The sequence below is a fragment of the Streptomyces sp. NPDC002754 genome (assembly GCF_053592315.1).
Map to the genome: position 1 here is coordinate 52280 of NZ_JBSFVM010000026.1, position 26619 is coordinate 78898.

Here is a 26619-nt window from a genome sequence, read left to right on the forward strand (position 1 = left end):
ATGTCGCTCTCTCGCGAGGTCGTGGGTCGTGGTCACCCGGACAGCCCGTTCCCGGTCGCTCGCCCGCCCTCCAGGGCTCACGCTCGGAATCTCTGCCTCGGCGGAGAACCTGAGCGAGTAGAGGAGGAGCGGTCATGGCGAACGCGTCCCACAGTGCAGGGCGTCCTACGCGGACCCGCGACGACAAAGCCGGTGCCTGGGCTTCTGGCGGCACGATGTTCGCCGGCGTCCTGATGCTGGTGGAAGGCATCTTCGGGGTGCTCGGTGGTATCGCCGCCCTCGCCGAGAACGACGTCTACGCGCGCGTCGGCGACTACGTCTACAAGTTCAACCTGACCACCTGGGGCTGGATCCACCTGATCCTCGGCATCGTCGTGGCGCTCACCGGCTGCGGTGTGCTCAAGGGCCTCGACTGGGCCCGCGGCATCGGCGTGGGGCTGGCCGCCCTGATGATCGTCGTCCAGTTCATGTGGCTGCCCTACCAGCCGGTCTGGGCGATCGTGTCCATCGCTCTCGCCGTCTTCGTCGTCTGGGCGCTGTGCACCGACCACGGCCGGACGTCCACGTCCTCGTCCACGTCCTCGTCGTCCTGACTCGAACTGGGCGTCGGAACATCGGCCTTGATGACTGACCCGCGCCCTCCGCCGCGTGTCACCCGTCCGGCGCTCCCACGTGGCCCGACCTTCGGCCGAAAGCTTGGCTGAGCGCAGGCCGAGGGAAGGGGGAGGGAGCACATGACCGGGTGGCAGCGCCCTTCCGTGCGAACGTGGCTGAGAGGGCTCGGTCGGCCGAGTGGCGCGGATGCCACCTCCGGTGCGGTGACCGGTCTTTTCTCCATTCCCGAGGGCATGGCGTACGCGGCGATCGCCGGGTTCAATCCGGTGGCCGGGCTCTACGCGGGGGTGGTGCCCGCGATCGTGGGCTCGCTGACCTCCCGTACGGTCCTGATGGTCACCACCCTCACCAGCGCCATCGCGCTGACCTCGCAGAGCGTGCTGTCGGACGCCGGGCTCGATCCGAAGGACGCGGGCAACGTCGCCATGCTGACCGTGATGGTCGGCGTGGTCATGCTGCTCATGGGGGTGCTGCGGCTCGGCGCCGTCATGAGTTTCGTGTCGAACGCCGTGATGACCGGCTTCGCCACCGGCATCGCCCTGCAGATCGTCATCGGCGTACTGAAGGACGCCACCGGCTACAAGCCGCAGGGTCACAACAAGCTGTACCAACTGGGCGACTGGCTCGCGCACATCGGCGACTGGAAGGGCGCGGCGACCGTCGTCGCCGTCGTCACCATCGCCGTGTGGGCGGCGGCCCGCACCGTCAAGCGGCTCGAGGCCGTCGCTCTGTTGATCGCCATGGTCGTGGTGAGCGTCGGGGTGGCCGTCTTCTCCGTGGATGTGGAGTTGGTGCGCTCGATCGCCGGGATCCCGGGTGCGCTGCCCTCGTTCAGCGCGCCCGACTGGTCCGCGGTCCCGCAGCTGATCGCGGGCGCGTTCTCGGTGGCGCTCGTCGCGCTCGCGCAGGCGGCGGGCATCGCGCCGTCGATGCCGAACCCGGACGGCTCGCGCTCCGACGTCAACGGTGACTTCCGCTCCCAGGGCTACGCCAACCTGCTCGGCGGCCTCTTCCAGGCGCTGCCCTCCGGCGGCTCGCTGTCGCGCACCGGGGTCGCGGTGAGCGCGGGCGCGCGCACCCGCTGGGCCGGGATCATCTCGGGCGTCTTCCTCGCGCTGGTGGTGCTGGTGTGCGGCTCGCTCGCCGAGCGCATCCCCATGCCGGTGATCGGCGGTCTGATCCTGGTGGTGGGCGGCGAGCTGATCTGGGGCAAGCGCCGCGACATCCGGCTCGTCCTGCGGACGTCCCCGCTCTCCTCGGTGGCGATGATCCTCACCTTCCTCGCCACCACCCAGCTCCCGTTGCAGCAGGCCATCGTCATCGGCGCCGTCCTGTCCCTGCTGCTGTACTGCGCCCAGGCCGCCCGGCAGGCCAAGCTCGTCGCGCTGCGGCGGCAGGCGGACGGGCACTGGGCCACCGCCGAGCCGCCGCAGCGGCTCCCGGCCGGTGAGGTCACCGTCCTCGACTACGCGGGCACCTCGTTCTTCGCCGAACTCCCGCGTATCGAGAGCCAGTTGCCGGATATGACGGGGGCTCGCGGCGCCGTGCTGATCCTCGTCGTACGCACCCTGCCCGACGTGCCGTCGTCCGCCGTCATCAAACTCCTGGACCGGTACGCGACCAAGCTCGCCGACGCGGGAGGGCGTCTTGTCCTCGCCGGGGTCCAGCCCTCCCTGCTGCGGATCCTTCAGGCGTCCGGGCTGTACGAACGGCTCGGCGAGCGGGGTGTCGTCCCGGCGGGGCCGGAGCTGTTCGGGCCGCTGGAGACGGCCGTGGAGGACAGCCGCGCATGGATCGCCGACCGGTCGGCGACCGGCCCACCACCCACGGAGGAGTCATGAGCGAGCAGCACGTATCCGGCGAGCCGGCGGGTTTCTGGCCGCGTCAGGCCCGCGCCCTGTTCCCGCTCGTCCTGCCCGCGCTGCTCATCGGCATCGGCTCCAGCCTGGTCCTGCTGGCCATCAGCTGGGCCGCCGAGCGGCTCCAGGACTGGTTGTGGGACGCGCTGCCCGACGGGCTCGGCATCTCCGCCACCTCGGCCGGCTGGACCCTCGCCGTACTGACCGCGGCCGGTGTCGCCGTGGGCCTGATCGTGTGGAAGTTCCCCGGCCGCACCGGCCCCGACCCCGCCACCCGCGGCCTGGTCGATCCGCCGCTGCCCGCGTGGATCCTGCCCGGTGTCGTCCTGGCCGTCGTGATCGGCCTCGCGGGCGGGGTGAGCCTCGGCCCGGAGAACCCGATCACCACGGTCAACATCGCCCTCGCGTACGCCCTCGGCATGAAGGCGATGCCCCGTACGCCGGGCGCCGTCTGGGTCTCGCTTGCCGCCGCCGGGACCATCGGCGCCCTGTTCGGCACGCCGGTCGCCGCCGCCCTGATCCTCTCCGAGACCTCTGGCACACCCGACCCGCGCCCGCTGTGGGACCGGCTGTTCGCGCCGCTGGTCGCCGCGGGTGCCGGAGCCCTGACGACCGTACTGGCCGCGGACCCGGTCCTGTCCGTGGACGTCGCCCCCTACCCGGGCGCGCGGCTGATCGACGCCGTGTCCGCCATGGTCATCTCGGCGGCCGCGGCGATCGTGGGCCTGGTCGCCGTCTACGCCTTCCCGTACGTCCACCGTGTCTTCCACCTCCTCAAGCACCCTCTCGTCATGCTCACCGCGGGTGGTCTCGTGCTCGGCGCGCTGGGTGTGCTCGGCGGCCAACTGACCCTGTTCAAGGGGCTGGACGAGATGAAGGAGCTGACCTCGCATCCGGAGGCGCACGGCGCGGCGAACCTGCTGCTGATCGCGGCGGTGAAGCTGGTGGCGCTCGTCGTCGCGGCCTCCTGCGGCTTCCAGGGCGGCCGGATCTTCCCCGCGGTCTTCGTCGGCGTCGCGCTCGGCATGCTCGCGCACGCGCTCGTCGACGCCGTGCCCATCGCGCTCGCGGTCACCACCGCGACCCTCGGCGTGCTGCTCGCCACCACCCGGCAGGGCTGGCTGAGCCTGTTCATGGCCGCGACGCTCGTCACCGACATCCGGCTGCTGCCGCTGTTGTGCGTGGCGGCGCTGCCCGCGTGGCTGATCGTCACCGGACGGCCCGAGATGCTGATTCACACCCCAGCCGAAAAATCACCCCAAAGTGCACATGGCACCGCCTGATGCCGAGATGCATCCGACCGGCCGGCGAGCGGAGCAGGATATGGGCGCGAACCTCCCCTTCGAGGACACCACCGACTTCGACAACGCCGACCGGGGCTTCCTCGGCGCGCTGTCCCCGGGCGCGGTCCACGCACCCGACGGCCGTGTCGTCTACGACGCCGACGCCTACGCCTTCCTCAAGGGCGAGTGCCCCGACACCGCCAACCCGAGCCTGTGGCGCCAGGCCCAACTCGCCTCAATGCAGGGCCTGTACGAGGTCACTGAGGGCATCTACCAGGTCCGCGGCCTCGACCTGTCCAACATGACGCTGGTGGAGGGCGAGCGCGGCGTCATGGTCATCGACCCGCTGATCTCCGCCGAGTGCGCCGAGGCCGCCCGGTCCTGCGTGACCGGGCCTCAGGGCGTCGGGGGCCGGCTCGTCGTCGTGTCCTCCAGGCGGAGGTGGTCCAGGTGCACCACGCCGGTGAGGGCGCACCCGGTCAGGTCCACGTCCGTGAGGGTCAGGTGGGCGGCGTCGACGCCGTCGAGGGACTTCAGCCGCACCGTCGCGTCGCGGCCCGTGAGCGCCGCCTCGGACAGGGTGTCGCCCAGCGGGTCGGTGAAGGGCACCGGGTAGGTCACCACGGTGACCGGCTGTTCCAGGACTGCCCCCGCGAGGTGCACCGCGGCGCGGCGGATGCGCAGCGCCGCCGCGGACTCCCACCGCGTACGCCGGAACGACGCCTCGGCGGCCGCGATCTCCACGGTCACCGGCGCACCGAACACCGCGTTGTCGAGACGTACGGTGCCGCCGCACGCCAGCGGCCCGAGTCGCCGCACCGTGTGCAGCCGGGACCGTTCGAAACCGGCGTCGCCGACGAAAGTGGCCCCGCCGAAGTGGACGTCGCCGTCGAAGACCACATCGACGAACTCGGCGTCGCCGCCGAAACGCACCCCGCCGAACCGGGCGTCGCGGGCGAACGACGCCTCCCCGAACGACGCTTCGCCGGTGAACGCCGCCCCGCCGAACCACGCGTGGCCCGCGAAGACCGCCGAGCTGAACTCGACGCCGCCGCTGAAGGTCGCCCCGTCGAACCGGGCGTCACCGGTGAAGGTCACGCCTAGGTGTGTTTCGCCGTTGAAGGTGGCCCCGCCGAAGTCGGCGACGTGGGCGAACGAGGCGTCGCAGAAGTCGGCGCCGGCGTTGAACGTCGTCCCGTGAAGGTCGGCGCGACCCGTGAACGTCACATCGTTGAAGTCGACGTCCCCGTCGAAGGCCGCGCAGTGGAAGTCGACATCACCGACGAACGAGGCCTCTCTGAACACGGCGCCACCTACGTACGGGCCCTGCTGAGCCGGGTAGTGGAGGGCGGCGAGCAACTGGTCCAGCAGGTCACGGGTGAAGGGTGTGCCTCGGTGGTCGAGGTCGTCGCCGGGAGACACCGTGGCCAGATACGCGGCGCGCTCGGCGTCGTCCAGGTGGGCAAGACACACGGAGTGCCCGGCGACCTGTCTGCCCCGGCAGCCGACGGTCTCCTGGGCGATGGCACCCCGGCCGCAGTGCGGCCAGTCGGGCCGGGCGAGGGGCGATGTTTCCGGAACTGCGTCTGCCATGTTCTTCAGGACGGCGTGTGGGGCGGGAGGGTTGCCTCTGGGAGTGGGGGCCGGGGTTGCCCCGCCGGTACCGGGCCCCGGCACGGGAGGGGCTTCAGGCCAGGTCGTGGATGCTGTGCACGGTCAGGTCGGACGTGTCCAGCTAACAGATCACTGGCCGAGCTTCTCCGTCTGGTGCAGGCGCTCGGCATCCTCAACGGCACCCCACGCGCGTGCCCGTTCGAAGTGACGGCCTATACGCGCCGCACGTTCCTGCTGCTCGGCGTAGAAGCGCAGGGCAAGGTTGACCGCTTCCTTCTTGGTCCTGACCTTGGACAGGGCCATCGCCCGTTCCAGCGCATCATCGTCGATGTCGATCTGGATCACTGACACAACGCACCTCCCTGGCATCTTGGTGATGTGCTCCGACATGGCACGCGGCTTGAGAAGTGCGCACCTGAAACTGGGTGTTGCGGCGATCGCTGGAACTCAAGTCGCCGGGTGGGGCGCTGCTTCGTCCTCGGCCGATCAGGCCGCCTCGTGTGCCGAGAGCGTCAGGCTCGCGTGCTCTTCGTCTATGGCGATGTTGAGCGAGGCGTCGAGCCCCTTGGCCAGCTTGGCGAGGAGCGGCAGTGTGGGAACGGTGTCGGAGCCCTCGATACGGGAGACCTTCCCCTGGGTCAGGCCGCAGCGCCGGGCGAGTTCCTCCTGGGAGAGCCCCAGGGCCTTGCGCCGGTCGTGGACGACTTGGGCGAGAGCCATGGACAGGCTGATCTCCCGGTCGAGTTCCTTGAGCTCTTCGGACCGGTGATCGGGTTCCGCGAGCCGCTTTTCCCGAGCGAGCTTCCAGCGGCTGTGGCTCATTCCCACTCCTCCTTGTCGATGTCACGCTCGAAGACCTCGTGGGCGGGCCCGTGCTCGGACGCACAGGTCTTCTTGACCTGCTTGGCCCGATCCACCTCCGCATCCTCCCGCATCCTGGTCTTGCGGAACATCGTGAGCAGGACGACGCTCCGGCGGGGACTCAGCCAGTACGTGATGCGGTATGCCGTGCCGTCGATGGTTGGCCGTAGCTCCCGTACCCCCTCGCCCAGGTGACGGGCGTGGGGTTCGCCGAGCTCGGTCGGGTTGGCCGCCAGGAGTATCACCAGGCGCTCGACCTTCCTGTAGTGCCGGGCAGGCAGAGCCTCCAGCCAGGCGCGCACCTCGGGCTCGATCTCGACGTCGAACAGGTCGGTCATGTCGTTCACAGTATATGTTGTTGAAGGTATAAGTCGCGTGAGTGGCGTTCCTCGGCGAGGTGGAGAGGGGTTTCGGCTCGGTCACGGAGCCTGCGACCCGACGCTCAGCCGGTGGGGGTGGAGGCTGCGGTGAGGCCGGTGACCAGGGCCCGGAGGCCGGGCAGGTAGGTGTCCTGGGCGGTCAAGTCCGCCCAGCGGTCGGCGACTTCGGCCAGGCGGGGGACCTCACCCGGGTCGAGGTCGGCGAAGACCGTCTCCCGGTAGGTGGGGCGGTCGTCGGCCGAGCGGCGGCGCGTCGATGCCGCGCGGATCATGATTTCGCCGGCCGTGTAGTGCCAGATCGCGCGGTAGCCGTGCACGGCCTGATCGAGGGGCAGCCCGCAGGCGACGAGCCCGTCCACGATCTGCTCGACGAACCACAGCGCGCTTCGGGACAGCAGGTCGTCGGCGGTCAGGACGTCCACGATCCAGGGGCAGGCCGCCAGCACCGTATGGATCGCCTCCGCCGCCAGGACGATCCGCTCGCGCGGGTCATCGGGCAGGTCGGGGCGGACCAGGGTGCGCGTCGCGTGGTCGTCCAGAAGCAGCAGGAGCAACTCGTCCTTGTTGCGGACATGGTGGTAGAGGGCCATGGGCGTACTGCCGAGCTCCGTGGCCAGCCGCCGCATCGTCAGCCGCTCCACTCCCTCCTCGTCGAGGATCCGAAGAGCGTTCTCGACGATCGCGACGCGGGAGATCCGAGGCGGCCGGCCGGGGGTGCCGGGCTTCTTGCGGGGGGCGGAGGGGGGCGGCATGGGTCCCATCCTCTCCCCGGTATCGACAGCAGGGGGCACGCGGGTCTAGTTTTTATACATGTATAGAAACCGGCGAGGGCGTCCGGGGGCCGTACTGGCGGCCGCCGCTGTCGCTCAGTTCGTCTTCGCCCTGGACATGTCCGTGGTCAACATCGCGCTGCCCGCGGTCCGGATCGCGCTGGGATTCGCGCAGCTCGATCTGTCCTGGGTCGTGCACGTGTACGCGCTGACGTTCGGCGGGCTCCTGCTGCTCGGCGGCCGGGCCTGCGATCTGTACGGGCGACGGCGGCTCTTCGTGCTCGGCCTGGCGCTCTTCGGGGCGTGTTCGCTTGCCGGTGGTCTGGCTCAGGCGCCCTGGCAGCTGATCGCGGCGCGGGCGGGCCAGGGGGTGGGCGCCGCGGCGGCGGCACCGGCCGCGTTGGCCCTGCTGACCACCACGTTCCCGGAAGGCCCTCGGCGTACCCGCGCGCTCGCGGTGTGGAGCGCGGTGAACGCCGCAGGCGGGGCGCTGGGGGTGCTGGCGGGCGGGCTGCTCACCCAGTACGTGGGGTGGCGGTGGGTCATGCTGATCAACCTGCCCATCGTTCTGCTGGCCCTCCTGCTGGTCCCCGGGGGTGTGCCGGCAGGGGCGCCGTCCGGCGTGCGTGCGAGGCTGGACGGGCTCGGCGCGCTCCTGGCGACCGGCGGTGTCGGGGCGCTGGTGTTCGGCGTGGTCCGTACGGACTCGCACGGCTGGGCCTCCACGGACACGGTGCTTCCGCTCGCTGCCGCGGTCGTGCTGCTGGCCGCCTTCGTGGCGGTCGAGTCCAGGGCCGAGGCGCCTCTGCTGCGCCTGGGGTTGCTACGCAGCCGTTGGATCGTCGGCGCCAACGTGCTGGTTTTCCTTGCCGCTGCCGGGCAGTTCGCCGCTTTCTACTTCGTCTCCCTGTACATGCAGCAGGTGCTTGGCATGACGGCGGCCGCGACCGGCGCCGCTTTCCTGCCCTTCTCCTTCGGACTTGTCCTGGGGACCCTCGCCGCGACGCGCATCACCTCTTCACGTACGCCGCGTGCGGCGCTGGTGCCCGGCGCCCTGCTGGCGGCGGCAGGGCTTGCCTGGTTCGCCGCGATCCGACCCGACGGCTCCTTCGTCGTCGACGTTCTCGGCCCGTCCGTCCTGACCAGCATTGGCACCGGCCTCGTACTGGCCCCGGTCGCCGCCGCCGCGACCACCGGTATCGCCAGGGAGGAGGCGGGGATGGCTTCGGGCTTCTTCAACAGTTCCCGCCAACTCGGTGGCTGCGTCGGTCTGGCCGTCCTCGCCACGGTGGCGGCTCATCACACCGGATCCGCCACCGGCGCTGCCGCAGTGAACAGCAGTTACGCCGTGGGTCTCGCGATAGCCGCAGCGCTCTTCCTGCTCGCGGCGGTTGTGGCGACGTTTGTACTGCCAGGTCGACGGGGCGGGCCGCTGCAAGCCCACGCGTACGAGCAGCTCGAGCAGCCCGAGCAATCCGCACTAGCCGAGCAAGAGAAGCGATTGAAGGGAACTCTGTGATGACGATGAGTAGTACGCCTGCCCTGGACCTGTTTGCCTCCGCTCTGCTCTTCCATCCCGACGGAGACGTCCGTGCCGCCGAGCGTCAGATGGCCGGGAGCGACTCCGACGCGTGGCAGATCGCGACCTTCCACGTGGAGACGGACGCTGAAGTGCACGCCGACCACTGGGAGATGCACCCGGAGGCGGAGGAGGCGGTGTGCTGTCTGGCGGGCGGCGTGCGCCTCTACTTCCGCGCGCCCGCCGGGTCCGGTGAGCCGGAGGAGATGGTCCAACTGCCCTCCGGTAACGCCGCGATCGTGCCCCGGGGGCGCTGGCACCGGTTGGAGCTGGACGGCCTGAGCGACCTCATGTCGATCACGCTCAGGCGCGGCACGCGGCTTGAGAAGCGCGCCGATGCCGGTTGAGGGGAGTGTGGGTCAGGGGCCGGTGCGCTGCTCACCGCGCCGCCACCCCCGCCCGGTCCTCGGCGCAGCTCGGGCAGCGGCCCGCCTCCGGCCCCCGGTACGCCCGGTCGTAGGTGTCGCAGTTTTGGAGGGGGTGGATCACCGGTGGCGTGGTGTGTGGTGGGCGGAAGGGTGGCAGGGGTGGGAGCTGGGTCACCAGGCGGTGGGCCAGGAAGGCCGCCGGGTGGTGGATCGGGTCCGGTGGGAGGTCGCGGGTCAGGGCGTGGCGGGCCGCGTCGGCGGGGGCTTCACGTTCGAGCCAGGCCGCGACGCCCGGGGCCAGGTGGGCGGTGTCCTTCGCCGAGAGGAGGAGGCGGGGGTCGGCGCGGTGGAGGGTGGTGAGGAGGGCCGTGGCGCGGTCGATGAGGGCGGGGGCCGACGTCGACGGGTGCGGTACGTGGAGGGGTTTCGGCGGGCGCTTCGGGCGGCTGGGGGCCGGGGCCGCAGCGGGAGTCGGGCGGGCGCCCGGGTGGTTGCAGGAGATCGTGCGGGTCGTGACCCGGCCCTCGGGGGTGCGGCGGCGTTCGCGGCGCAGGTAGCCGTGGGCCTCAAGTTCCCGCAGGGCGGCGGAGATTCGCGTCGTTCCCTCGGGGAAGAGGGCCGCGAGGGTACGGATGTCGACGCGGGCGCCCGTCGGCAGTGACTGGATGTGGACCGAGAGGCCGATCGCCGTGAGCGAGAGTTTGCGGTGCTGGGCGAGGTGGTTGCCGATGACCGTGAAGCGGGCGGCGATCCGGGTGTTGTCGTGAAGGACCCCGGCAACGGGAGACTGCGCGCATGCGGGCGCGTTAGGGTGCTGCGTATCCATCGGGAAGGTTCTCTCTTCCTTGGTGGTCAGGCCCTCGCAGTGGGATGCCAGTCCCGGCGGGGGCCGTCTCATGTCTTCGGTTGTGTTGGGCGTGAGCGTATGGGGCGCAACCCGGCTTTGCGCAAGCTGAGTTGGGTTCGTTCACCCGACCGGGTGGCGGGAGGAAAGGTGGGGATTGGGTTGGGTCCTTTTCCCCCCGTCGTTCTTTGTTGGTTGATCGGCCGCGACACCGTGGTGCGGGTTATTGGTCGCCGGTCGCGGCTCATCCGCGTAGCCGAATCTCCGCCCAGACCGTCTTGCGCGGCGCCGGGCCCGTTGCCACTCCCCACCTGTCCGACAGCGCCTGTACGAGGAGCAGGCCTCGGCCCGAATCGCTGACCGCTGGCAGGAGGTCGGCGCGGGTGTCCGTGATCTCCGTGCGCAACGTGAACTCCGTTACGTAGAGCGCCACGCGGAAGTCGCGGCCGGGTACGCGACCGTGTGTTGTGGCGTTCGTCGCCAACTCCGCCACGATGTGCGCTGCCGCGTCCAGGTCCAACGGGAGGTCCCACGAGCGGAGTTGTTCCGTCACCAGGAGGCGCGCGAGACGGGCTCCGCGTGGTGTGGGGGACAGTTGGACGTTGAAGTGGTGGGTGATGCGCGGAAGTTCGGCCGCTTCTTGGGTCATGTCACTCAGCGTGGTCGCTTCCGCTTACAGTTCGGAGTGACTTGGCGGTTGCGTACGGTGACTGTCCAGGGGTTGTCCAGGGCTGTACGGGCTGTCCAAGGGGCGTGGGGCGATGAGCGGGATCACCGGGAGTGAGTGCGGGTCCGAGTCGGAGGACCCGGGGTGGGACGTCGACCCGGACGATGCCGAGGGGGTGGCCCTTGTCGCCACGGCCGGGCGGCAGTTGCGCAAGTGGCGGGAGGCCGCCGGGCTGCGGGTCGGCGAGTTCGCCGAGGCGATCGGGTACGGCGAGGGGATCGTCTACAAGGTTGAGGCGGGCAAGCGGATTCCTCGGCCCGAGTATTTGGACAAGGCGGACGAGGCGCTTGGGGCGCGCGGCATTGTGGCTGGGCTGAAGGACGACCTGCGGGAGGTCCGGTACCCGAAGAAGGTGCGGGACATCGCGGGGATGGAGGCGAAGGCCGTCGAGCTGTCGGTGTACGAGAACCACAACCTGAACGGTCTGCTGCAGACCCCGGAGTACGCGCGTGCGCTGTTCGAGATGCGGCTGCCCGCCTACGAGCCCGATGCCGTCGAACGGGCAGTGGCCGCCCGCCTCGCCAGGAAGTCCGTCTTCGAGAGATGCCCTGCACCAGCGCTCAGCTTCGTCCAGGAAGAGGTGACGCTCCGGCGGCCCCTCGGGGGCAGAATGGTCATGCGCCAGCAGCTCGAACACCTCATGGAGCTGGGGCGGTTGCGCACCGTTTCGATCCAGGTGATGCCGACGAATCGCGAGGAACACGCCGGAATGCAGGGCGAGTTGCAGGTGCTGAAGTTCAGTGACGGCACGGCCGTGGGGCGCTCGGAAGGGGCGTTCAGCGGGCGGCCGGTCAGGGAGCCGAAACAGCTCCGCATCCTCGAACTGAGGTATGGCATGATCCGGGCCCAGGCTCTCACGCCAGGGGAGTCGCTGGCCTTCGTCGAGAAAGTGCTGGGAGAGACATGACTCGCAAGATCTCCGCCGGGACCTCGTCCGAACTGGCCTGGTTCAAGAGCAGCTACAGCAGTAGCAGCAGCGAGGCTGATTGCGTCGAGGTCGCCCACGCCCCCGGCGCCGTCCACGTGCGCGATTCCAAGAACGCCGGGAACTCCTACCTCACCGTCGGCGGAGCCGCCTGGGTGGACTTCCTGCAAACGCTGGCCGAGTCGTGAACCTGGCCTGGTTCAAGAGCAGCTACAGCAGCGGAAGCGACGACCCCAACTGCGTCGAGGTCGCCCACGCCCCCGGCGTGACCCACATCCGCGACTCCAAGCACCCCCGGTCCCCCCACTGCACCGTCAGCGGCGCAGCCTGGACCGCGTTCCTCAGGGGCCGCGCCGAGGGCTGACCCTCCGTACCCCCCACACCGCCAAGCCCGCCGCGGCGACCGGCGCCAGTCTCCGCGTGACGAAACCCGTGCCGTCCTTGCCCAGGCCGTGGCCGGGCAACAGGCCTACGCGCATGGTGAGTTCGCGGTTGGAGATGTCGCGGAGGAGGGCGCGGAGCTGGTCGACCGTCGAGTTGCCGGCGACGATCAGTTCCAGGGCGCGGCGGGCCGTCTGCTCGCGGGAGAGGACGTCGCGGGCGAGTTCGACCATGACGTCGGTGAGGGCGTCCTGGAAGACGTCGAGGGCGGAGAGCTCGGGGGCGATCCGGCGGACCGAGCCCTCGATGTTCGTAATGGACTTGCCGAGCATGCCGATCATGGGGCTGGTGCGGATGCCCCGCTGGGCCGCGCAGCGCAGGACGTCGGTGAGGGCGATGCCGAAGTCGAGGTCTTCGAGGGCCGCGGAGGTGATCAGGGGGACCAGGCGTGTCATGTCCTCCTGGAAGCCGAGGAGGTCGGCGAAGGGGGTCGCCCGGCCCATCTCCGTCCAGGCCGACGCGAGGCCGCGGGCGTCGTTCTGGGCGAGGCTCGTGAGGACCATGATGCCGAGGGAGCTGAGGTTGCGGTCGATGCGGCCGACCATGCCCCAGTCGATGAGCGTGGCCCCGTGCTCGGGGTGGACGAAGACGTTGCCGGGGTGCGGGTCGGCATGGAACATCCGGTCGACGAAGTAGCCGCGGTACATGAAGGCCAGCAGGTCGCGGCCGATTCGGAGGCGTTGGGTGGACGAGAAGGTGGAGAGGTCCGCATTGTTGAGTGAGGCGCCCGGGGCCATGCTCTGCAAGAGGACCCGGGGTGTCGCCAGATGGACGTCGGGGACGTGGATGCGCTTGAAGTCGCGGGCCATGCGCCGCGCCTGCACCATGTGCTTCGCCTCGGCCGTGAAGTCCAGCTCCGGCCGCATGCAGTCGAAGATCGCCTGAAGGGTCGCCTCGACGTCGAGGACCGTGTCGATACGGGGGACGGCGCGGCCCGCGATCCTGGCCGCCCGCCGCAGATGGGTCATGTCGGCGTACACGCGGTCCCGGGTGCCGGGCCGCTGCACCTTGAGCACGGCGGTCCGGCCGTCGGCGAGGACCACCCGATAGACCTGCGCGAGGGAGGCGGAGCCGAGCGGGGTGTCCGTGTCGATCTCGCGGAAGCGGTCCCGCCACCGCCGGCCGAGCTCCTGGCACAGGACCGGCTCGAAGACGTGGAACGGTTCGCTGTGCACGGAGTCCTGGAGGCCCCCGAGTTCGGTGAGCACCGCGTCGGAGACGACGTCGGAGCGGGTGGCCAGGATCTGGCCGACCTTCACCCAGAACGGGCCCAGCTTCTCGATCGACTCCCGGATCCGCCGGGCCCGGCGGCGCTGCCCGGCCAGTTCCGTCCGCTCCACGTCGATACGTTCACGGGAGGTGAGGACGTCCGTCACGAGCAGGGCCATCAGACGGGCCATCGCACGGTTGCGGCCCGCGCTCACCGCAGCAGACCCTTTGGCAGGGCCTCACGCGGCAGGCACGCCGCCAGCAGGTCGAAGATCGTGTCCAGCGTGCAGTCCGTGTCGGTCGTCTCGTGCCGCACCCGCAGCCGTTCACCGGCCTGCAAACGCGCGCGCAGCTCCGGAAAGGACACCGTGGTGCCGTCGGCGGCGTCCGTCAGTACACCTTCCGCCGTTCGGATCAACTCCCGTACGGGGGACGGGGGTTGCTCGTCCGCCGTCACGGGTTGTACCTGCCGAACAGCTGCGCCCCCGCCTCGACCTCGTCCCGAACGGTGAAGTACAGGGCCAGCGCGTCGAGGAACTCCGCCCTGGTGATCCGGCCGTCGCCGTCCACGTCGATCTGCTTGAAGCCCCGGTTGAGGTCGGCCGGGTGCAGCTTGGGCCCGAAGACCGTGCGGTACTCGGTCATGTCCAGGTGGCCGCTGTGGTCGCTGTCCACCGCGTCGAAGACGGCGCCCATCGCGTCGAGCAGCCCGCTCCACAGGCCGAGCGCCGTTCCGTCGGCCCCGGCGAGCGGCGCCGCAAGGAACTCGGCCCGGGAGACGCGGCCGTCGCCGTCCGTGTCCAGTTCCGCCGCCAACTGTTCCCACCAGGCGTAGAAGGCGTCGTAGACCACCTGTTCCGATGCCTCGGTGAGTTCCAGGGGCCAGCAGACGCCGCGTGCCATCGCCCCGAGGTCCTCACGGGTGAGGTGGCCGTCCCCGGTCTGGTCGAGGACGTCGTCGAAGAAGCGGCCCACGCGCACCGGGCGCGGTTCCCCGGCGCCCCGGCGCCGCCCGGCCGGTGCGCTGCGCCGGGTCTGGCCCGGGATCAGCGGGCCGCCCCGCATCGCGGCCGTCGCGAGCGGCAGGTATTTGCGGTCCGCCCGCTGTGTGCCGAGCACCCTGCGGGCGGTGCCGTGCAGCAGCCGGGACAGGGCGCGGTCGCGGCGGCGGGCGGTCACACCGAGGGTGCGGCGGTACGGCTCCGGCAGGTCCGCGCGCAGGACGCAGCCCATCACGGCGCCCGCGAAGACCCGGACGACGTGCCACAGCGGCGCCGGGCAGCGGGCGAGGAAGGACGGCGGGGGCACGGTCGCGTACAGGGCGCCCATGAGGTGGCGCGCCTCCGTGTTGTCCTCCAGGACGCTGCTGAGCATGGCGTCGACGTGGCCGCGGCAGGCCACGAGGTCGCGCGGGACGGCGCTCTCGTCGATGCCGAACGCGAGGATCACCGGCCGCCACTCGTCGTACAACCGGGCCTCGTCCGCGGGGGACAGCGGGTGGCCGGCGAGCCGTTCCATCGCGACCATGGCGTCGAACAGCGTGAGCATGATCCAGGTGCGGCTGGGGTCGTGGAGACCGTCGTAGCGGCGGCCCTGGTCGTCGGTGCCGTTGATGTGCCGGTGTACGCGCCCGATGCGGGCCACCTCGCATTCGCGGGTGTTGGCGTCGCCGTAGACGAGGCGCATCAGGCTGTCCAGCGTGAGTTCGAGCCGGTGCAGTGGGCGGGTCCGGTACGTGGAGTGCTGGGCGAGGGCGGCGCCGCCGGCGGGGAGCGCGGCTTCGAGGATCAGGGCCCGGCCGGTGACGAGCAGCATTCTGCGCTGGCCGAACAGCTGCCAGCACAGTGAACCGGGGCCGGGGAGCTGGCGGTTGGTCACGTGGAACCTCCTGCGGTGCGGCCTGCGGCGCCTGGTGGCACCGCCGACACACTCCCTGCGGAGAGCCTTCTGTAAACACCGGCCTTTTGCCTTCGCTTACGTTCCCGAGCGCGTCGGAGGTCGTCGGAAGCCGCCGCTCCGGCATGGGGCAAAAGGTGTGTGAACTCTTAAACCACCAATATTTAACGGGAGTTCGGGAGGCGATGACTACTCGTTCGAGGGACGCTGTGCGGTGCGGATTTTCATCTGCACATAGCTGAGAGGCCGTGGGGGTAGGACGGCTCTGCCCATCGAGTGCAGCCGATACAGCGAGTACAGCGAGGCGGATGTGCATGATCGACACGCAAGTCATCGAAACCCTGAAGACCACGAGCAGGACGTTCTTCCTGCCCATCATGCGGCTGGACGGAGACCTGCGGGACACCGTCGCCGCCTACTACCTCGCCAACCGGGCCCTCGACGAGATCGAGGACCATCCCGCGCTGACCCCCGACGCCAAGATCGAACTGCTCGGCGGCATCAGCCGACTGCTTCAGCGCGAGAGCCTCTCGGCCGCGGATGCCGACGCGCTGATGCGACCGTATGAGGACCAACTCCCACCCGTTACACGGCAGTTCCACGACTGGGCGGTCCGCCTCCCGGCGCCCGAGGTCGCGCCGCGCCTGTGGGACTCCCTCGCCACGCTCGCCGACCGCATGGCCGACTGGGTGCGGGCCGACTTCCGGGTCCGGAACGTCGCGGACCTCGACCGGTACACCTTCGCCGTGGCGAGTTCCATCGGCATCACGCTGTCCGACCTGTGGGCCCGGTACGCCGGGATCGTCACGTCGCAGTCCGGCGCGGTGGCCTTCGGCCGCGCCGTGCAGGCCGCCAACATCACCTGGAACCACGCGGACGACCTGGAACGCGGTGTCGACTTCTTCCCGGTCGGCTGGACACGGTCCGACATGTGCGCGTACGCACACCGCCACCTGTCCGCGGCGGACGCGTACACGGACTCCGTGCCCCCGGGCCCCGTCAAGGACTTCTGCTCTCTGACACTGGACATCTGCCGCACCACCCTGGACGCGATCCAGCAGGGCACCACCGTGGACAGAACCACGATCTCCGCCCTCGCCGACCGGTACACGATCCCCACCCAGTACCTGCCCCACCCGACGGAAAGCCCGTGAACCCCGACGAGGGGCTTGGCAAGCCTGGTCGCGATTCACGTATCTGAACGTCGAGCAGGTGCGCCCAACCGACACCCGCCTCGTGAGTGGGCTCGACGCCGGCTCCGTCTGATCGTCGATCTGAGCGCGGTGACCTTCGCGGACGGCAGCATCCTTGAACCGCTGTGCGAGGCACGGGCCGACAGCCGGGCGCGGCACGGTTGGACCCGGGTCGTCCACACCAGCTCGGCGCCGCGGGGAGGAAACCGCTCACGGATCGAGGAGCAGGACACTCCGCGGCGGCCACAGCGGGTTCCCGTACGAGCCCTGCGGGGCGTCCCGCCACCCCCAGGACCGCAGTGCCGCATGGGTCCGTACGTCGTCCCGGTCGACCAGCGTGATGCCCCTGGAGTGACCGTGGTCGACGAGGAGCCGGCGCTGCAGACGCCGGGCCAGATTCCAGCCCTGATGCGGGGACTGCACCCGCGTCCGACGCGGGACCACGATTTCGCGGACTTCGAAAAGCCCCGTGCGCAGCGGGAAGCCGTAGGCGCACGCCGTCATGCTCGGGTTCTCCGCGACCAGGAGGCCGAAGCCGGGACGCCGGATGTCGATCACCAGGCGACGTAGGAAGGCGCGCGTCGGCCGGTCACATTGGCCCGCCTCCGCACAGTAGTTGGCCGCGTACAACGCGCCCAGTTCCTGGAGCCGATCGGCGATCTGTCCCCGGGGCAACGGATGAATCCGCTCCGCCTCCAAGGGAGAGGGGTCCTGCTCCCTGTGCCGCGGGGGCGCCGGGTCGGCGGACGGCCGCACCGCACGCCTGCTCATGAGACCAACTCGCGCCCTGCGTACGGCAGCGGCCGCGGAAAAGCCCCTGACGGAAATCCGCAGAACATCGTCAGGGGCCACTCCGGCGAGAGAACGCGCTCCCCCCTCGGCGTCTCCTCGCTTGCCTCGTCCCCTGCGACTCCTGAACGCGGGAGTGCACCGGTGGTGGCTGTCCGGAGGGGCGCGGCGCCGAAGCCGCGCGTGTGGAGATCGCGGGTCCGGCCGTTTTCGGGACCGCACCCGGGGGCGCGGGGCACGTAAAGGGTGAACCTACCCGTCATCAGGCTCGACTTGCGGCTGCTGTTCTTCTGGATCGAGTTGTTGGGGGCGAGTTGGGACCCGGCCCGGCGCGGGGGCCCGCACGGCCCCGTCGATGGTTCGGTGCGAGGGGGCATGGATGCGGCTCCTGCCGACTGCCGTGCGTGGACCTGGCCCGACGGTACGGAGAGAGTCACCCACCGTACTCCTGCCCGACCGGAAGCGGACGGGACGTACGCTGGCGCCACCGGGTGCTCCTCGTACGCCGACCCCGTCGGTGTCGCTTCCGGCGCGCCACGACACCGGGCTCGCCGTCACGTCGGCCCGTAGAAGGGTGTGCGTCATGAACGCACCCGCCGCCCACCGCAGTTCGACAACCTCCGGTCGGCCCGACGCGTACCCGCCCGCCCGACTGGCCCTGCGCCCGCCGACCTTCCCGCCGGGGCCGGTGTGCGGAGCCTGGTGGCCCCGCACCGACGACCTGGCCACCGAACTGGCCGCCCTCACCGATGTGTTCGACGCGTCACGTGGACTCGTGACCCGGATCGCGTCCAGCCGGGGAAGCTGGCGGAAGGAGCCGCGCATCCTGCCCGTGACGGGCCACACGGTCACGGCCACCTGGTGGTGCGCGTCCGGCTTCGACCCGTACACGATCCGGCTCTTCTCCCACGGTGCCGGTCGCTGGGACCTGCTCGTCGTGCCACCGCACACCGGGGCCGACGCGGCCGCCCGGCTGATGCTCGCGGCGGCCGACCCGGCGCTGCGTCTCACGGGGACCGCGTTGCTGGCGGCCGAGGGCGCCTCCACCGGTTGACGGACCGCCGTGGACAGGCGCGGCCGTACTCCGCACCGGCCCCGGCCGCAGGAGTACTGTTGACGTACCAAGGGCATTTCGTACTCCGGCACCCACGCAGGTCTCGTCCTCGGTGAGCAGTGACCTCGGGGACGCTTGCCGCGTCGCTCCGAAGACGGGTTCGCATGATGACCGCGACCACCACGTCCATTCACACCGCCCTTCCGCCTCCGAGTTCCGCCGCGCGTGTGGCGCTCAAGTCCCCGACAGGCCGAGGCCTGCTCGACGGCGCGTGGTGGCCTCGTTCACGCGACCTGGCCGCCGAACTGCCCGGCCTGGCGGATGCACTCGATCCGCTGTGGGGCCGGATCACACGCGTCGCCGTCAACCCGATGCTCTGGCCCGTCGTCCCGCGCAAGGTGACCGTCCACAACCGCGTCATGAGGATCGGTTGGTTCACGCCCGAACTCGACCCGCACAAGCTGCTGTTGCTCTCCAACGGGGCCGGACGCTTCGACGTTCTGGTGATCCCGCCCGAGACGGATGCCGCGAGCGCCGCCCGGCTCATGCGCGCCGCCTGCGCCACGGACGGCCCCCCGCTCACCGCCACCGATCTCATGGCCGCCGAAATCGCGCACCTCCGTGACGCCGCCGTACTCGACCGGCCGCAGAGCGCGCAGGAGTCGTGGGAGTACGAGGGCGGTGCGACATCCACCCACGCCCTCCCCACGGCCGCGGGGCGGTGAGGACCATGGACGCCGCACTCATCGCAGCCGCACTCCTGCTGCTGATCACCATCGGTGCCTACCTGATCCACCGGCTCAACGCGCAGCAGGGGGGAACGACCACCCGGGCGCGCCGCCACCGCGACCGCACCACGCACAAGCCGGCCCACTGAGTCGGGCCGGGGCGGAGGGACCGCGAGGGGAGTCCGGATGGACGAGGTGTATCTGCGCAGGCTCACCCGATGGCAGGCCGAACAGCAGCGGGAGGGGATCGCCGATGTGTACGTCACGGCGTACCGCGGTGCGGCCGGGGCCGAGTACCGGGACCGGGCGAGCTTCCTGGGCCGCTTCGAGCAGCATGTTCGGCACGACGGGTTCGACATGACGGTCGCCGACGCGCCCGGACTCGTCGGCTGCGCCTACGGGTACCGCCTGGAGCGCGACGGGGCATGGTGGGCGGACCTCCCCGTCGAGGTGACACGGCAGACGGAGGAACTCGCCGCGTCCGGACGGGTGTTCGCGCTGGCCGAGCTGATGGTGTTGTCCGGGCACCGCCGCCACGGTGTAGCGACCCGCCTCGGCGACCTGCTGCTCTCCCGCCACACCCAGGACCTTGTGGTGGCCGGTGTGGGCGGGAACAGGCGCGCGGCCGGCGTCGGGCAGCTGCTCCGGGCATGGGGCTGGAAGGAACTGCCCGCCTCGGGGCCGGGCGCCGGGGAGTCGGGCCGGGAGGTGTGGGCGCGCGGGCCCCTGCGGTGAGCGGCCACGCTGCGCGAGCGGCCGCGACCAGCCCGCCCCCTGACCGGCGCAACAGAAACTGCGCCACCGCTGAGGACACGTCAGGCTGCCATTGATCCGACCGGAGGTGTTGCATGGCAGCGGGCGCACGGGTGCGACGCGTTCTTCTGGGGGGCCTCGTCCCCCTGCTGGTGGTGGCCGCGACGGCGTGCGGCGGGGCCACGCGGACCGACTCCGACGTGGGTGCGCACCCCGAACACCGGCCCTCCGGCGGGCCGTTCGCGCACCCGGGCGTCCTGGTCGGCAAGGGACAACTGGCCGCCGTCCGTGACCACGTGGCCCGGAAGCAGGAGCCGTGGATCTCCGCGTACAAGGAGATGAGCGACAGCAAGTACGCCGACCTCGACTACAAGGCCAAGCCGTACGCGACCGTGGAGTGCCCCTTCGACGCCGAGACCGGGCAGGGCTGCGTCGAGGAGCGGGAGGATGCCATCGCGGCGTACACGCAGGCGCTGCTGTGGAACGTCACCCGCGACAAGGCGCACGCCGCCAAGGCCGTCGAGATCATGGACGCCTGGTCGGACAAGGTCACCGGGCACACCGCGGACAACGCGGGGTTGCAGGCCGCCTGGGCCGGCACGTCCTGGGCGAAGGCCGCCGAGCTGATGCAGTACACGTACAAGGACTGGCCGGACGGGCAGGAGCTGAAGTTCCAGCGGATGCTGCGCGAGGCCTATCTGCCCGAAGTGCGGGGCGGATCCGCCGACTTCAACGGCAACTGGGACCTGGTGATGGCCGACGCGACGATGAGCATGGCCGTCTACCTGAACGACCAGTCGGCCTTCGACCAGGCCGTCGGGCACTTCCGCGCCCGCGTCCCCGCGTACTTCTATCTCTCCAGCGACGGGCCGCTGCCGGTGAAGCCGAAGGGCAGCGACATCGACACCCCGAAGGAACTGCGGACGTACTGGTTCGGGCAGAAGACCTTCAAGGACGGGCTCGCCCAGGAGACCTGCCGCAACTTCAAGCACGCCAGCTACTCCCTCGCCGCCACCTCCCACATGGCGGAGACCGCCTGGCACCAGGGCGTCGACCTGTACGGAGAGGTGAAGGAACGGCTCGCCGCCGCGCTCGAACTGCACTCCAAGTACCAGCTGGGCACCAAGGCCCCGTCCTGGCTGTGCGGCGGCAAGGTGCAGCGGGACATGGGGCCCGACACGGAGGTGGGCCTCCAGCACCTTCAGGGGCGGCTGAAGATGGACCTCCCGCAGACCGAGAAGCTCACCCACAAGCAGCGGCCGGAGGGTACGGACGACCTGTTCGTGGCGTGGGAGACCCTCACGCACGCCGCCGCGTGAACGGTCACGGGAAGCGATTCGCGTTCACTCCCCCTGATGGCGTAGAGTTGTGAACACAACGGCGCGGGGTGGAGCAGCTCGGTAGCTCGCTGGGCTCATAACCCAGAGGTCGCAGGTTCAAATCCTGTCCCCGCTACTGAAGACCAGAGGCCGGAATCTCACTGAGATTCCGGCCTCTGGTCATTTGTGTTCCGTTTCCGCCCCCGCCCGCGCGGTCACCCGTGTTGCGCACGTCACGTTCCCCACCCGTACGGCCCACCCCTGCTCGCCCGCACGCCCCCGTGCGGGAACTCTTGGTGAGACGCCGGAAGCTGGCAGGGAACGGCAGGAGACGAGTGGTGGGGCAGCGAACAGGAGGCACCAGCGGGAGACGGAGGCGGCACGGCTCCGACACCGTGAGCACCCGCCTCTTCCTGCGGCTGCTGCCCCTGCTGCTCATCATCGGCGGTGCGATCTACGAGTACGTCACCCCCAAGGGCTTTCCCGGCGCCCCTTTGTTCAGCGCGGCGCCACTGGTCGCCGCCCCGTTCTTCTCGCTCGGCGCGACGATCCTGACGGGCGTCGTGTCGATCGTTGCGATCACCGCCGTGCACCTGCGCTTCACGGAGAACCTCGACTCCGTGTTCGTCACCGAGGTCGTGACCGTGGCCACCGTCTGCGTCCTGGCCTGTGTGATCAACCGGATCGTGTACCGCGGTTACGAGCAGCTGGCCTCCGCCCGCGAGATCGCCCAGGCCGCGCAGCTCGCGGTGCTGCCCCGGCCGCCCCAGCGGCTCGGCGGCTTCGTGATCGCGGCGCGCTACGAGGCGGCGCAGGCCGGCGCGTTCATCGGCGGTGACCTGTACGCGGTCCAGGACACTCCGCACGGCATCCGGATCATCGTCGGCGACGTACGCGGCAAGGGCATGGGCGCGGTCGCCGCGGTCGCCGTCGTCATCGGCGCGTTCCGGGAGGCCGCCGAGCAGGAGGGCTCCCTGGAGGCCGTCGCCCAGCGCCTGGAGCGGGCGCTGGCCCGCGAGGGCACCCGGCGCAGCGGCATCGACGACTTCGAGGGCTTCACCACGGCCGTGCTCGTCGAGATCCCGCACGGCGTCGAACTCGTCCGCGTCCTCAACCGCGGTCACCCCAGCCCGCTGCTGCTGCTCGGCGACGGCACCGTACGCGCACTCGACCCGTGCCAGGCGGCGCTGCCGCTCGGCATGAGCGAACTCGGCAGCTGGCCCGACCGGGCCGTCGAGGCGGCGTTCCCGTCCGCGGCCACGCTGTTGCTCTACACCGACGGGCTCTCCGAGGCGCGCGACCCGAGCGGCCGCTTCTACGATCCGGCGGCCCGGCTCTCCGGACGCGTCTTCCCCGGACCCGATGAACTCCTCGCGGCCCTCGCCGTGGAGGTGCGCGCGCATACCGGCGGCGGGACGAAGGACGACATGGCGCTGCTCGCCGTGCGGCGGGGCTGAGGGGCGGGGCTGTTGGGCGGGCCCGAGTTTCTTGATCGTTGTTACCTGTGGTAGCCGACCGTAGTCGAACGGCGCCGCTCCGCATAACAATTGACGCACCATCACTTGCGCGGACGTTTGCGAGGCTCTGCCAACTCGCCCCGATCCGCCCGCTCGTGTCCCGATAAGTCCTGGCCAGAGTCGTGAACGATCAGTGGGAAGCGCTTGGAATTATTGTCTGCTGTCTATTAACGTTCGATAACGCAGCGCGGTCGTCCCAGCCGTCACAAGAGACAGCTCCGTGCGCACACGCTTAATCCCGCAAGGGAACCGGGGAACCATCAACTTGGGGTGAATCGGACATCGTTGAAGCTCGCGATGTCGGTAGGAGACCTTCCTGCTCCGAACCCGTCAGCTAACCCGGTAGGCGAGAAGGAAGGAAAGGAGAGCGCCCCCGTGGCGTCGAACCGGCCTGCCCCAGACTTCTTCTACGGACCCGAAGACGACTTCGGCGTCGAGCAGGAGACCTGGGAGGAGTGGAATCCCACCGAGGAGTCCGTCTCCCCCGTCCGCGGCAGGCATCGCACAGCCCGCCGCCGTGGTGGATTCGCTCGTAGCTCCACTGTTCTCGGCGTCGGCGTGGTCGCCGCCGTCGGTGCGGGCGGCATCGCCACCGCACAGGGCGGCAAGCCCGCGGTCCACATATCCATGCCCGACCTGTCGGCGGTCAAGGACTCGCTGCCCGCGGCCAAGTCGCTGCCGGGCGTGGGCTCGTTGATGTCCGACGGCTCGGACTCCGATTCCGACTCCGGCGCCACGGCCTCCCCGCTGAGCGGCGCCGGTATCACCCAGGCCGAGGCCGCCGACGGGCAGACCGGCGCGGGCGAGGCGCTGCGGGCCCGCATCATGCAGCAGGCCGAGACGCAGCAGGACGCGGCCGACGCCACCGCGAAGCAGGCCGCGGAGGAGGCCGCCGCGAAGCAGGCGGCCGTCGAGGCCGCGGCCAAGCAGGACGCGGCCAAGGCCAAGGAGCTCGCCGAGAAGAAGAAGGCCGAGGCGGAGGCCCGCCGCAAGGCCGAGGCCGAGCGCCTCGCCAAGCTGGCCAAGAGCTTCAAGCTCCCGGTCGCCTCGTACACGCTCTCCGGCACCTTCGGCCAGCCCGGCTCCATGTGGTCCTCCGGGTACCACACGGGCCTCGACTTCGCCGCCTCCACCGGTACGCCGATCCGCGCCATCCACTCCGGCACGGTCACGGAGGCCGGCTGGGCGGGCGCGTACGGATACCGCACGGTGCTCACCCTCGACGACGGCACCGAGCTGTGGTTCTGCCACCAGTCCTCGCTCAATGTCAGCGCGGGCCAGAAGGTCAGCACCGGCGATGTCATCGGCCGCGTGGGCGCCACGGGCAATGTCACCGGGCCGCACCTCCACCTGGAGGTCCACCCCGGCGGGCAGTCCACCGGCGTCGACCCGGCGTCGTGGCTGCGCGAAAAGGGCCTCACGCCCTGAACACGTGAACTCCGGCGGTCCTGGCGCTCACCCCCCGACGTCAGGGCTGCCGGTTTGCCCATTCCTGGGTCTCTTGAGGCGATTTTCGGCGCGGTCGCGGAATACCGTATTCCGTACGGGTGTTGAGTCGGGGCATGACTTCCTCTCCTTCTCTGCGCAAGCTCGGCACCTCCGACCTCGAGGTCTTCCCGCTGTCCCTGGGTGGCAACGTGTTCGGCTGGACCGCCGACGAGGCCACGTCCTTCGAGGTGCTCGACGCGTACGTCGCCGCGGGCGGCAACTTCATCGACACCGCCGATGTGTACTCGGCGTGGGTGGACGGCAACCGGGGCGGTGAGTCGGAGACCGTCATCGGCAAGTGGCTGGCCTCGCGCGGCCGCCGCGACGACGTCGTCATCGCCACCAAGGGCGGCCACCACCCGGAGTTCCAGGGCCTGTCCGCGGCCAACATCAAGGCCGCGGCCGACGCCTCCCTGAAGCGCCTCGGCACCGACCACATCGACCTGTACTACACGCACTACGACGACCCCGAGGTGCCGGTCGAGGAGATCATCGGCGCCCTTGACGAACTGGTGAAGGCGGGCAAGGTACGCCACATCGCCGCGTCGAACATCTCCGCGCAGCGCCTCCAGGACTCCCTCGACCTCTCCGACCGCGAGGGCCTCGCCCGTTACGTCGCGCTCCAGCCGCACTACAACCTAGTCTCGCGCGACACGTACGAGGGTGAGCTGCAGGACGTCGCCGCGCGCGCGGGCCTCGGGGCCGTGCCGTACTACGCACTCGCGGCCGGCTTCCTGACCGGCAAGTACCGGGCGGGCGTCAAGGTCGACAGCGCGCGGGCCGCCGGTGCGGGCAAGCACCTGGAGACCGAGCGCGGGCAGAAGGTGCTCGCCGCCCTCGACGAGGTCGCGCAGGCGCACGACGCCGAGATCGCCACGGTCGCCCTCGCCTGGCTCGCCGCGCAGCCCACGGTGACGGCGCCGATCGCGTCCGCGCGGAAGGTCGAGCAGCTTCCGGGGCTGCTCGCGGTGGCGGACGTGGAGCTGACACAGGCGGAGCTCGACCGGCTCACGGCGGCGTCTCAGTAGCGGTACGGGTTGTCGTAGGTGTACGCGGTATATGTGGTGTAGGCGGGGTGCTGCGCCGGGGGGCCCGCGTACGCCGGGGGCAGCCACATCGGCGTCGCGATCTGGGAGCCGTACGCGAGCGCCGGGCGCGCGGAGTGGCGCCGCGCCCACAGTGCCTCCAACAGCTCCCGTTCCCGTACGACGTAGTCCGCGCCGGCCCTGCCTCTGCGGCCGCGGTGGCGAAGCAGCGCGAGGGATGTCGCGAGGTCCTCGTACTCGGCGACGGCCGTCGCGGCCGGCCGGCCGCCGTAGTGCGTGGCGAACTCGCGGGCCAGGCGCCGCGCCTTGAGCGAGCCGAGCGCGAGCGGGTCCGGCGGGGCGAGCCAACCCGCGGCGACGTAGGCGGGCAACTCCTGGCGGATGGTGCGCAGCTCACGCTGGCGTACGTACACCGCGAGCCAGGTGAGCACGCCGAACACCGGCACCATGAACGCGGCGTACACCGCGAAGAAGCCGTACTCGCCGAACGAGGACGAGCCGTTCCAGAACGCGTGCATGCCCATCGCGGCGAGCAGTCCCGCGAGCGGGAGCAGCATCCGGCGCAGTCGGCCGCGGCCCGGCGCCATGGCGGCGGCGATGCCGAAGCCGATGCCGGTGAGGACCGTGAACAGCGGGTGCGCGAACGGGGACATCACGACGCGCACGAAAAAGGTGGCGGCGGTGACCGAGGTCAGGCCAGGACCTGTGCCGGCGAGCTGGTCGGTGCCGAAGGCGTTGCCGAGATAGAGGATGTTCTCGGTGAACGCGAAGCCGGTGGCGGTGACCCCGGCGATGACGACGCCGTCGACGATTCCGGTGAAGTCCCGTCTGCGGAACAGGAAGACGAGCAGCACGGCCGCCGCCTTCGCGGACTCCTCGACGACCGGGGCGATGACGGTGGCACCGAGGGTGTCGGCGCTCGACGGGTCGGCGGTCGCGGTCTCGATCCAGCGGGTCGCGAAGCTGTTGGCGACGATCGCTATCAGCGCCGCCGCGCAGGCGCCCCAGGCGAAGGAGAAGATCAGGTTCCGCCAGGGTCCCGGCTGTACGCGGTCCAGCCAGCGGAACGCGGATATGAGGAGGGGGACGGGTAGCACGGCGAGCCCGAGCCCCACCAGGAACCCCTCGGTGCCGGTCTGCTCGCGGACCAGGGCGAGGATCACGGCCCCGGAGACCGCGAGCAGCGTCGCAAGCGCGGTGGCCCGCACGCCCTTCCGCTCCCACCAGCGCCGATGCGGAACCGCGCCGCTCGGGTGTGCGCCGAGGACGTGGTCCTGCGGATGCGGATAGACGGGATACGAGGCCACCAATTGACCCTAACGAGGGATACGCCGCGCCGCGACGGGGCGTATCGAGCACTT

At 70.5% G+C, this 26619-nt stretch carries 29 protein-coding genes, 1 tRNA gene, 1 pseudogene and 1 riboswitch; of the genes and pseudogenes, 19 read left to right on the top strand and 12 right to left on the bottom strand.

Annotated features, from left to right (window positions below):
* The first annotated feature begins 134 nt into the window (after positions 1 to 134).
* The 4 genes and pseudogenes from ACWD2L_RS32680 to ACWD2L_RS32695 all read left to right on the top strand — a co-directional run.
* Positions 135 to 593 (top strand): DUF7144 family membrane protein, encoded by a 459-nt coding sequence (locus ACWD2L_RS32680; protein WP_451192771.1) that lies wholly within the window; start codon positions 135 to 137, stop codon positions 591 to 593.
* Positions 594 to 734: 141 nt separating this feature from the next.
* A complete protein-coding gene (locus ACWD2L_RS32685; protein WP_351336823.1) occupies positions 735 to 2456 on the top strand; it encodes a SulP family inorganic anion transporter in 1722 nt (573 codons plus the stop codon).
* Entirely contained in the window at positions 2453 to 3757 is a 1305-nt protein-coding gene (locus ACWD2L_RS32690) for an ion channel protein (RefSeq protein ID WP_351336821.1), read from the top strand. Before ACWD2L_RS32685 ends, ACWD2L_RS32690 begins: the two co-directional genes overlap by 4 nt.
* A gap of 40 nt (positions 3758 to 3797) precedes the next feature.
* Positions 3798 to 4133 (top strand): annotated as a pseudogene (locus ACWD2L_RS32695) (alkyl/aryl-sulfatase); the annotation flags it as partial.
* 20 nt (positions 4134 to 4153) lie between these two features.
* Here ACWD2L_RS32695 and ACWD2L_RS32700 read toward each other — a convergent pair.
* The 5 genes from ACWD2L_RS32700 to ACWD2L_RS32720 all read right to left on the bottom strand — a co-directional run bounded on the left by ACWD2L_RS32700 (position 4154) and on the right by ACWD2L_RS32720 (position 7364).
* Complete coding sequence (locus tag ACWD2L_RS32700) at positions 4154 to 5350, bottom strand: pentapeptide repeat-containing protein (RefSeq protein WP_351336818.1); 1197 nt, start codon at positions 5348 to 5350, stop codon at positions 4154 to 4156.
* Between the two features lie 150 nt (positions 5351 to 5500).
* Complete coding sequence (locus ACWD2L_RS32705) at positions 5501 to 5722, bottom strand: type II toxin-antitoxin system VapB family antitoxin (RefSeq protein ID WP_351336815.1); 222 nt, start codon at positions 5720 to 5722, stop codon at positions 5501 to 5503.
* Positions 5723 to 5857: 135 nt separating this feature from the next.
* Positions 5858 to 6193, bottom strand: a complete 336-nt coding sequence (locus tag ACWD2L_RS32710; protein ID WP_351336813.1) for a helix-turn-helix domain-containing protein — start codon at positions 6191 to 6193, stop codon at positions 5858 to 5860.
* Positions 6190 to 6570, bottom strand: a complete 381-nt coding sequence (locus ACWD2L_RS32715) for a type II toxin-antitoxin system RelE/ParE family toxin (RefSeq protein WP_351336810.1) — start codon at positions 6568 to 6570, stop codon at positions 6190 to 6192. Before ACWD2L_RS32715 ends, ACWD2L_RS32710 begins: the two co-directional genes overlap by 4 nt.
* 104 nt (positions 6571 to 6674) lie before the next feature.
* Positions 6675 to 7364, bottom strand: coding sequence for a TetR/AcrR family transcriptional regulator (locus ACWD2L_RS32720; RefSeq protein WP_351336807.1), 690 nt, complete (start codon positions 7362 to 7364; stop codon positions 6675 to 6677).
* A gap of 58 nt (positions 7365 to 7422) precedes the next feature.
* On the opposite strand from ACWD2L_RS32720, the gene ACWD2L_RS32725 reads away from it, so the two are divergent.
* On the top strand, positions 7423 to 8901 hold the full coding sequence (locus ACWD2L_RS32725) for an MFS transporter (protein ID WP_351336805.1): 1479 nt from the start codon (positions 7423 to 7425) through the stop codon (positions 8899 to 8901).
* Positions 8902 to 8906: 5 nt separating this feature from the next.
* Positions 8907 to 9308 (top strand): cupin, encoded by a 402-nt coding sequence (locus ACWD2L_RS32730; protein WP_351336877.1) that lies wholly within the window; start codon positions 8907 to 8909, stop codon positions 9306 to 9308.
* Between the two features lie 31 nt (positions 9309 to 9339).
* Here the strand turns inward: ACWD2L_RS32730 and ACWD2L_RS32735 are convergent, their stop codons facing one another.
* Together ACWD2L_RS32735 and ACWD2L_RS32740 are read right to left on the bottom strand one after the other, a co-directional pair.
* Positions 9340 to 10155, bottom strand: coding sequence for a helix-turn-helix domain-containing protein (locus tag ACWD2L_RS32735; RefSeq protein ID WP_351336802.1), 816 nt, complete (start codon positions 10153 to 10155; stop codon positions 9340 to 9342).
* A 262-nt stretch (positions 10156 to 10417) separates the two neighbouring features.
* Positions 10418 to 10822, bottom strand: a complete 405-nt coding sequence (locus ACWD2L_RS32740; protein ID WP_351336799.1) for an ATP-binding protein — start codon at positions 10820 to 10822, stop codon at positions 10418 to 10420.
* A gap of 112 nt (positions 10823 to 10934) precedes the next feature.
* Here ACWD2L_RS32740 and ACWD2L_RS32745 point away from each other — a divergent pair, with 112 nt between their 5' ends.
* Genes ACWD2L_RS32745 through ACWD2L_RS32755 form a run of 3 tightly spaced genes read left to right on the top strand, consistent with a single transcriptional unit; the run spans position 10935 to position 12189 of the window.
* Positions 10935 to 11807 (top strand): helix-turn-helix domain-containing protein, encoded by an 873-nt coding sequence (locus ACWD2L_RS32745; protein WP_351336796.1) that lies wholly within the window; start codon positions 10935 to 10937, stop codon positions 11805 to 11807.
* The gene (locus ACWD2L_RS32750; protein ID WP_351336794.1) at positions 11804 to 12013 is read left to right on the top strand and encodes a DUF397 domain-containing protein; all 210 of its coding nucleotides are present in this window, start codon (positions 11804 to 11806) and stop codon (positions 12011 to 12013) included. Before ACWD2L_RS32745 ends, ACWD2L_RS32750 begins: the two co-directional genes overlap by 4 nt.
* Positions 12010 to 12189 carry a DUF397 domain-containing protein gene (locus ACWD2L_RS32755; RefSeq protein WP_351336791.1) on the top strand — a complete coding sequence of 60 codons (180 nt, stop codon included), beginning with the start codon at positions 12010 to 12012 and terminating at the stop codon, positions 12187 to 12189. The genes ACWD2L_RS32750 and ACWD2L_RS32755 overlap by 4 nt, the downstream gene beginning before the upstream one ends.
* On the opposite strand, the gene ACWD2L_RS32760 is transcribed toward ACWD2L_RS32755, so the two are convergent.
* Genes ACWD2L_RS32760 through ACWD2L_RS32770 form a run of 3 tightly spaced genes read right to left on the bottom strand, consistent with a single transcriptional unit; the run spans position 12167 to position 15353 of the window.
* Positions 12167 to 13690, bottom strand: coding sequence for an ABC1 kinase family protein (locus tag ACWD2L_RS32760; RefSeq protein WP_351336788.1), 1524 nt, complete (start codon positions 13688 to 13690; stop codon positions 12167 to 12169). The genes ACWD2L_RS32755 and ACWD2L_RS32760 overlap by 23 nt on opposite strands.
* Positions 13687 to 13932 (bottom strand): hypothetical protein, encoded by a 246-nt coding sequence (locus ACWD2L_RS32765; protein ID WP_351336786.1) that lies wholly within the window; start codon positions 13930 to 13932, stop codon positions 13687 to 13689. The genes ACWD2L_RS32760 and ACWD2L_RS32765 overlap by 4 nt, the downstream gene beginning before the upstream one ends.
* Positions 13929 to 15353, bottom strand: coding sequence for an EF-hand domain-containing protein (locus tag ACWD2L_RS32770; RefSeq protein ID WP_351336783.1), 1425 nt, complete (start codon positions 15351 to 15353; stop codon positions 13929 to 13931). The genes ACWD2L_RS32765 and ACWD2L_RS32770 overlap by 4 nt, the downstream gene beginning before the upstream one ends.
* Before the next feature lie 332 nt (positions 15354 to 15685).
* On the opposite strand from ACWD2L_RS32770, the gene ACWD2L_RS32775 reads away from it, so the two are divergent.
* Positions 15686 to 16525 carry a squalene/phytoene synthase family protein gene (locus tag ACWD2L_RS32775; protein WP_351336781.1) on the top strand — a complete coding sequence of 280 codons (840 nt, stop codon included), beginning with the start codon at positions 15686 to 15688 and terminating at the stop codon, positions 16523 to 16525.
* Positions 16526 to 16774: 249 nt separating this feature from the next.
* Here ACWD2L_RS32775 and ACWD2L_RS32780 read toward each other — a convergent pair whose 3' ends face one another.
* Positions 16775 to 17239: a hypothetical protein gene (locus ACWD2L_RS32780; protein WP_351336779.1), complete on the bottom strand. Its 465-nt coding sequence runs from the start codon at positions 17237 to 17239 to the stop codon at positions 16775 to 16777.
* Positions 17240 to 17936: 697 nt separating this feature from the next.
* Between ACWD2L_RS32780 and ACWD2L_RS32785 the strand changes: the two genes are divergently transcribed.
* From ACWD2L_RS32785 to ACWD2L_RS32825, 9 genes are all read left to right on the top strand, one after another.
* Positions 17937 to 18407: a DUF5994 family protein gene (locus tag ACWD2L_RS32785; protein WP_351336776.1), complete on the top strand. Its 471-nt coding sequence runs from the start codon at positions 17937 to 17939 to the stop codon at positions 18405 to 18407.
* 164 nt (positions 18408 to 18571) lie between these two features.
* The gene (locus ACWD2L_RS32790) at positions 18572 to 19132 is read left to right on the top strand and encodes a DUF5994 family protein (protein WP_351336774.1); all 561 of its coding nucleotides are present in this window, start codon (positions 18572 to 18574) and stop codon (positions 19130 to 19132) included.
* A 5-nt stretch (positions 19133 to 19137) separates the two neighbouring features.
* Positions 19138 to 19284, top strand: a complete 147-nt coding sequence (locus ACWD2L_RS32795) for a hypothetical protein (protein WP_351336771.1) — start codon at positions 19138 to 19140, stop codon at positions 19282 to 19284.
* Positions 19285 to 19321: 37 nt separating this feature from the next.
* On the top strand, positions 19322 to 19870 hold the full coding sequence (locus ACWD2L_RS32800) for a hypothetical protein (RefSeq protein ID WP_351336768.1): 549 nt from the start codon (positions 19322 to 19324) through the stop codon (positions 19868 to 19870).
* A gap of 113 nt (positions 19871 to 19983) precedes the next feature.
* Positions 19984 to 21207 (top strand): alginate lyase family protein, encoded by a 1224-nt coding sequence (locus tag ACWD2L_RS32805; protein ID WP_351336765.1) that lies wholly within the window; start codon positions 19984 to 19986, stop codon positions 21205 to 21207.
* Between the two features lie 62 nt (positions 21208 to 21269).
* Positions 21270 to 21343: transfer RNA gene (locus ACWD2L_RS32810), tRNA-Met, on the top strand.
* A 199-nt stretch (positions 21344 to 21542) separates the two neighbouring features.
* Complete coding sequence (locus tag ACWD2L_RS32815; protein WP_451192780.1) at positions 21543 to 22664, top strand: PP2C family protein-serine/threonine phosphatase; 1122 nt, start codon at positions 21543 to 21545, stop codon at positions 22662 to 22664.
* Between the two features lie 279 nt (positions 22665 to 22943).
* Positions 22944 to 23088: riboswitch (cyclic di-AMP (ydaO/yuaA leader) on the top strand.
* Between the two features lie 11 nt (positions 23089 to 23099).
* Positions 23100 to 24152 (top strand): M23 family metallopeptidase, encoded by a 1053-nt coding sequence (locus ACWD2L_RS32820; RefSeq protein ID WP_351336759.1) that lies wholly within the window; start codon positions 23100 to 23102, stop codon positions 24150 to 24152.
* Positions 24153 to 24286: 134 nt separating this feature from the next.
* Positions 24287 to 25240, top strand: a complete 954-nt coding sequence (locus ACWD2L_RS32825; protein WP_351336756.1) for an aldo/keto reductase — start codon at positions 24287 to 24289, stop codon at positions 25238 to 25240.
* Here the strand turns inward: ACWD2L_RS32825 and ACWD2L_RS32830 are convergent.
* Entirely contained in the window at positions 25234 to 26565 is a 1332-nt protein-coding gene (locus ACWD2L_RS32830) for a PrsW family intramembrane metalloprotease (protein ID WP_351336753.1), read from the bottom strand. The two genes, ACWD2L_RS32825 and ACWD2L_RS32830, sit on opposite strands and share 7 nt — an antisense overlap.
* Between the last annotated feature and the right edge of the window lie 54 nt (positions 26566 to 26619).

Excerpts from the sequence above, each read along its gene's own strand:
- ACWD2L_RS32775 (WP_351336781.1), top strand. The coding sequence starts at position 15,686 with ATGATCGACACGCAAGTCATCGAAACCCTGAAGACCACGAGCAGGACG.
- ACWD2L_RS32715 (WP_351336810.1), bottom strand. The coding sequence starts at position 6,570 with ATGACCGACCTGTTCGACGTCGAGATCGAGCCCGAGGTGCGCGCCTGG.
- ACWD2L_RS32745 (WP_351336796.1), top strand. The coding sequence starts at position 10,935 with ATGAGCGGGATCACCGGGAGTGAGTGCGGGTCCGAGTCGGAGGACCCG.
- ACWD2L_RS32740 (WP_351336799.1), bottom strand. The coding sequence starts at position 10,822 with ATGACCCAAGAAGCGGCCGAACTTCCGCGCATCACCCACCACTTCAAC.
- ACWD2L_RS32680 (WP_451192771.1), top strand. The coding sequence starts at position 135 with ATGGCGAACGCGTCCCACAGTGCAGGGCGTCCTACGCGGACCCGCGAC.
- ACWD2L_RS32795 (WP_351336771.1), top strand. The coding sequence starts at position 19,138 with ATGGACGCCGCACTCATCGCAGCCGCACTCCTGCTGCTGATCACCATC.
- ACWD2L_RS32720 (WP_351336807.1), bottom strand. The coding sequence starts at position 7,364 with ATGCCGCCCCCCTCCGCCCCCCGCAAGAAGCCCGGCACCCCCGGCCGG.
- ACWD2L_RS32750 (WP_351336794.1), top strand. The coding sequence starts at position 11,804 with ATGACTCGCAAGATCTCCGCCGGGACCTCGTCCGAACTGGCCTGGTTC.
- ACWD2L_RS32730 (WP_351336877.1), top strand. The coding sequence starts at position 8,907 with ATGAGTAGTACGCCTGCCCTGGACCTGTTTGCCTCCGCTCTGCTCTTC.
- ACWD2L_RS32725 (WP_351336805.1), top strand. The coding sequence starts at position 7,423 with ATGTATAGAAACCGGCGAGGGCGTCCGGGGGCCGTACTGGCGGCCGCC.
- ACWD2L_RS32790 (WP_351336774.1), top strand. The coding sequence starts at position 18,572 with ATGATGACCGCGACCACCACGTCCATTCACACCGCCCTTCCGCCTCCG.
- ACWD2L_RS32735 (WP_351336802.1), bottom strand. The coding sequence starts at position 10,155 with ATGGATACGCAGCACCCTAACGCGCCCGCATGCGCGCAGTCTCCCGTT.
- ACWD2L_RS32800 (WP_351336768.1), top strand. The coding sequence starts at position 19,322 with ATGGACGAGGTGTATCTGCGCAGGCTCACCCGATGGCAGGCCGAACAG.
- ACWD2L_RS32805 (WP_351336765.1), top strand. The coding sequence starts at position 19,984 with ATGGCAGCGGGCGCACGGGTGCGACGCGTTCTTCTGGGGGGCCTCGTC.
- ACWD2L_RS32700 (WP_351336818.1), bottom strand. The coding sequence starts at position 5,350 with ATGGCAGACGCAGTTCCGGAAACATCGCCCCTCGCCCGGCCCGACTGG.
- ACWD2L_RS32825 (WP_351336756.1), top strand. The coding sequence starts at position 24,287 with ATGACTTCCTCTCCTTCTCTGCGCAAGCTCGGCACCTCCGACCTCGAG.
- ACWD2L_RS32710 (WP_351336813.1), bottom strand. The coding sequence starts at position 6,193 with ATGAGCCACAGCCGCTGGAAGCTCGCTCGGGAAAAGCGGCTCGCGGAA.
- ACWD2L_RS32785 (WP_351336776.1), top strand. The coding sequence starts at position 17,937 with ATGAACGCACCCGCCGCCCACCGCAGTTCGACAACCTCCGGTCGGCCC.
- ACWD2L_RS32690 (WP_351336821.1), top strand. The coding sequence starts at position 2,453 with ATGAGCGAGCAGCACGTATCCGGCGAGCCGGCGGGTTTCTGGCCGCGT.
- ACWD2L_RS32685 (WP_351336823.1), top strand. The coding sequence starts at position 735 with ATGACCGGGTGGCAGCGCCCTTCCGTGCGAACGTGGCTGAGAGGGCTC.